The 4,093-nt window shown below is 37.4% G+C and carries 6 protein-coding genes; 1 reads left to right on the top strand and 5 read right to left on the bottom strand.

The window, feature by feature from the left end:
- Nucleotides 1–343 precede the first annotated feature (343 nt).
- The 5 genes from DW835_RS17840 to DW835_RS17205 all read right to left on the bottom strand — a co-directional run bounded on the left by DW835_RS17840 (nt 344) and on the right by DW835_RS17205 (nt 3,429).
- Complete coding sequence (locus DW835_RS17840) at nt 344–844, bottom strand: hypothetical protein (protein WP_182430352.1); 501 nt, start codon at nt 842–844, stop codon at nt 344–346.
- Between the two features lie 281 nt (nt 845–1,125).
- The gene (locus DW835_RS17220; protein WP_118503985.1) at nt 1,126–1,608 is read right to left on the bottom strand and encodes a hypothetical protein; all 483 of its coding nucleotides are present in this window, start codon (nt 1,606–1,608) and stop codon (nt 1,126–1,128) included.
- The gene (locus tag DW835_RS17215; protein WP_207665434.1) at nt 1,560–2,129 is read right to left on the bottom strand and encodes a PAAR-like protein; all 570 of its coding nucleotides are present in this window, start codon (nt 2,127–2,129) and stop codon (nt 1,560–1,562) included. The genes DW835_RS17220 and DW835_RS17215 overlap by 49 nt, the downstream gene beginning before the upstream one ends.
- A complete protein-coding gene (locus DW835_RS17210) occupies nt 2,107–2,370 on the bottom strand; it encodes a hypothetical protein (protein WP_118503981.1) in 264 nt (87 codons plus the stop codon). The genes DW835_RS17215 and DW835_RS17210 overlap by 23 nt, the downstream gene beginning before the upstream one ends.
- 96 nt (nt 2,371–2,466) lie before the next feature.
- Nucleotides 2,467–3,429 (bottom strand): hypothetical protein, encoded by a 963-nt coding sequence (locus DW835_RS17205; RefSeq protein WP_182430351.1) that lies wholly within the window; start codon nt 3,427–3,429, stop codon nt 2,467–2,469.
- A 367-nt stretch (nt 3,430–3,796) separates the two neighbouring features.
- Here DW835_RS17205 and DW835_RS17200 point away from each other — a divergent pair.
- A partial coding sequence (locus tag DW835_RS17200) for a transposase (protein WP_182430350.1) occupies nt 3,797–4,093 on the top strand: 297 nt, incomplete at its 3' end.

Raw genomic sequence — 4,093 nt, 5'->3', positions numbered from 1 at the left:
TCCGTAAAATTTTTCTTATACTGCTCTCCGGCAACTTTACAGGCAGCCACCCAGCACCAGTTTGTTCTGTTCTGAATATACTTCATTGATTTTTCTCCATCGAAACAACCCGACTATAAGCCCCGATTTCTCCATCCTCGTCACTGTCGTAGCATTATAAGTAGGTCATTCCACCATTGTTTCATCTTTTTCAAATCTTGTAAAATAGTAAACCTCATTATATGGTGCCCTCCCTGTAATACAAGATGCCAGACACCGATTCTACCGGCTCATCATAAGCAGCCTTACCCTCCACCTTTTTATCGATTCCAGTCAGACATTGTTCCTGGAAAATCCCATATACCTATCTTCTCTCCAATGAGTAGAATGCGTTCTCCATCAGCAGCAGTACCTGTCCATCCGCAGATACGATCACTGTCGCTGGATTGTATCTGTCGCTTTCTCCGTCTTTAAATCTGGCAAACAATTTTATATAGACAACTGGGTATTCCACAAAAAAACTTTCCGACAGTGTCGTTGTATCACTGTAAATGGGATACTCGTCATTTATTCTTTCTGTGCTTAAAATGATAGAAAACGGGCTTTCATAGCCATTGACACGGATTGTGTATCCATCTTCATATTCTTCCACCGGTTGTACTTCAACGCTGATATCCGGTACAGGACTCTCCTCTGCTGCTCGAACCGCCTCGTGATATTCCCCGAAAAACGTTTCCCGTGCTTCCTCGTCTGCATAAGTATCTGGCTCAAACTTGCGCAGATTATACGGGAGAGCATAGCCCATATATGTATCCGTCGTCCATGTTCCTTTTAGCGGAGCTATCATAGCATCTGTCTCTTCCAAACTCCACCGGTTGTTAATTCTTTCCGTATCCCTCAGCCTGTCTCTGCTAACCGAAATTTCTTTTCCATCCAAAACCCGGAATGTGATATTCTTATTTTCGGAGACGTCTTTACGCTCTTCCTCTGTACTTGAAATTTCTATCTCACTTTCATACTCGTTATGCCATATTCCTTGACTTTCTTGTCCTTCGGCAGAACATGCGCTAGTCTGGATAGTGAACAATATGATGATGCTGATAAAAATAAATTTTTTTCTCCCCATGACGGCTCTCCTTCCATAATCTAAAATCCATTCTGATAGATGGTATATTCTTCTTCCCTTCTTTCACTCAATCCTAGATTTCGTTCTACATATGCTTTTGCTTCTTGTGCATTATCTTGATAACGATACGTATATGCATATCTATAATCGAAATTTTCTAACAAACTCCACACCTTTTCATCATCTCTTTCTGCCATTGCATCTATCACCTCTTGTGTAAGTTTGTTTGAATTTCTGTTATAAAATAAATCCATTACTGCATCATATGCATTCTGATCAAGCACCTGATTCGTGTCATCCAGATAAGAATTTATCTGATTCTTTGACTGTTCCAAAACAATTCTGAGTAACCTCTCCCCTTCTTCTTCGCTCACTGTACCATCTGAATTATAATTTATTTTTACCTCTGGATACTGTTGCATATCAAATCCATATGCAATCTTAGAATGCTCTTTTACATCACCGTTAAATCTGCTTCTAAAATGCCAGTAGCCTCTCTGCAATTTTTAGGAAGTTCTCCTTTCTTAGAAACATTTCCATTTAATTCCTCTGGCATAGCCCAATCATAATTATTCGCCTTTGAATGCTTACTAACTTTTCTTCCCGTTTCTTCTACGGTAGGTTTAGTATATAAATAAAGCCAATCGTCTACTATAATATATTCATTATCACTATCTTTTTCCGGTATCCCTATTACTGTTATTTTTCCTTCATATATGCACGTCAAAAAGGCTCCTGAACGTAATGCTTCTACAAATTCTTCCCCTTCTGATATAAGTAAATCCCCTGTATCCTGTTTCCAATTTCCACATAAAACAGGTATACATTTATACCTTACCTTTCCATGCTCATCTGGCTCACCCTCTTCACTTGGATGAGGAAGTTTCTCACTATATATATTACCGCATTTACAAGTACCAAATAAATAGATATTCTTATTGACTTCACAATCACTGCATGTCATAAGCGGTTTTTCGTTCGTAGCAAGTATTCCATGATCTTCATAAGCATCCAATTGAACCATTTCCGTTAGAACAGCATATAGTTGCTTCTCTTGTAACATATTCCTCTTCTTTTACACTACCTACTCTATTTAACTCTTCGTAAAAAGCATAATGCATCGCCATCATCTCACATGCGGTATCTTCATATTTTTTCTTGAAAAATCCCTTGAAAAACTTTTGAATCCAATTTCCCTCCAATTCAAAAGTAAAATCTCCTGCTATAATGGCATCTCCATTTTTCTGTACCTTTTCTTCCGGCATAAGACTTTCTCCCTATATAAAAATTCCGTTATATTTCTTCCGTATTTTCAATCACAATTGCGAACTTGTTTCGCAATTACCTATAAATAGTTTCCACTATTTAACTGCTTTTTTATACTCTTCATTATACAACCACTCACACTCTATATCACTCCATTCCCGTTCCCGAAACACTTCGCCCGTCTCCCTGTTAACAGCATAACTTGTAAGATACTGATAATGAGTAAAAACAGGTTCATAACCATGAGTATAATAGTCTGTATAATCTGCAAAAATATAATATTCCTGATCTTCCGTCATACCTCTACATGAAAAATTTCTTACACAAGGAAACTCCTGATCTTCTGGAAATTGATATACATATACCGACTGTTCCTGTTTATATGTTCTTACAACTATTGAATCATAATCCCCCTCATCCGAATACATATAATAAAAAAGAGCTCTTGCAGCTTGTTCCTCCAGCATCTTTCCATCTGAAACATCCTCATTAAAATATAACTGATTAACCGCCTTTTCATATGCTTCACTATAAAGCAATTTATAACCTGCATCAGTCTCTATCCATTGAGACTCCCGAAGAACTTCGCCTGTCTTCCTATTAACTGCGTAATCCGTGTGATATTCATCATAGAAGCCCTGCGAAAGGGCATCTGTTACATAACGTGTATCGTGTGCAAAGACATAATATTGCCCATCTTCTGTCCTATCTTTGCTCTGTAACATTTCATACTGCAAGTCACTTTTTTCCTGCGTTTGGTATAAATATACCATTTCTCCCTGCTGCATAGTAGAAATAACCTTTGCGTCATAATCATAGTCACAATCTGAATATATGTAATCAAAAACAGCCTTTGCCGCTTCTTCCTCTGTCATTTCACATATGTTGCTGCTGTCCTGTTCGTTTGTATAATTTGTTTTGTTTTCTCTTACTCTGTTTTCCTCTGTTTCAATCTTTTTCATTTTGGTTTCTGCCGCCTGTTTATAATTTAAGACACCAACCAGCAGAATTATAACTACTATTCCTATCGTCCCCATATTCACAATCTTTCTTTTCACAATAACCTACATTCCTCTCTCATATACAATAATATCTATCACAACATAATCAGACATATTCTCTCATTTGTACCCACAATACATTTGCCATCCAAATTCGGCATCTTAAATTCCATGATATCACAATATCCATCCATTCTCTCTGGCATAAAATCCGGTTTTAAATCCTTGTCCTGCGTTTGGTATTGCCATTTTAATAAACCTAGATTATTCACGGCTCAGCCGTGAAAGTGGCTGAAAGCCACATAGTTACTGTATTTTCGCTGAATATTGCTTTTCATCTATCAGGTGAATGAAAAAAGAGCATCCATTTGTGGTAAAATTAAGGTGTTCAAAGTCTTAACAATCCCAAACAAAGGAGCCCTTTATGAGTATTGTAAACACCTTAGCCTTAGAAAGCAATAGACAGATTAAAATAAATTTTGATGGGGGAGATCTCTCATCCGATGCAGGCTTGCTTCTTATCAAAGAATTCATAAGCAAACTTGATATTGATACGCTTTTAGAAAAAGCGTTTAAAACCAATGATCCTGCATTCAAGTCTGTACTTGAAAAAGATGCGCTTGCATCACAGCCTACGGTATCAAGATTCTTTAATCGTATGGATAAAGACACTTTAAACCAGTTCCTTGCGATTGCCAGAGTACTTCGGAGGAAAATTTAC

This window comes from Clostridium sp. AM34-9AC, from assembly GCF_003480225.1.
Lineage (GTDB): Bacteria > Bacillota > Clostridia > Lachnospirales > Lachnospiraceae > Acetatifactor > Acetatifactor acetigignens.
This window is presented reverse-complemented; position numbering and strand designations above follow the sequence as displayed.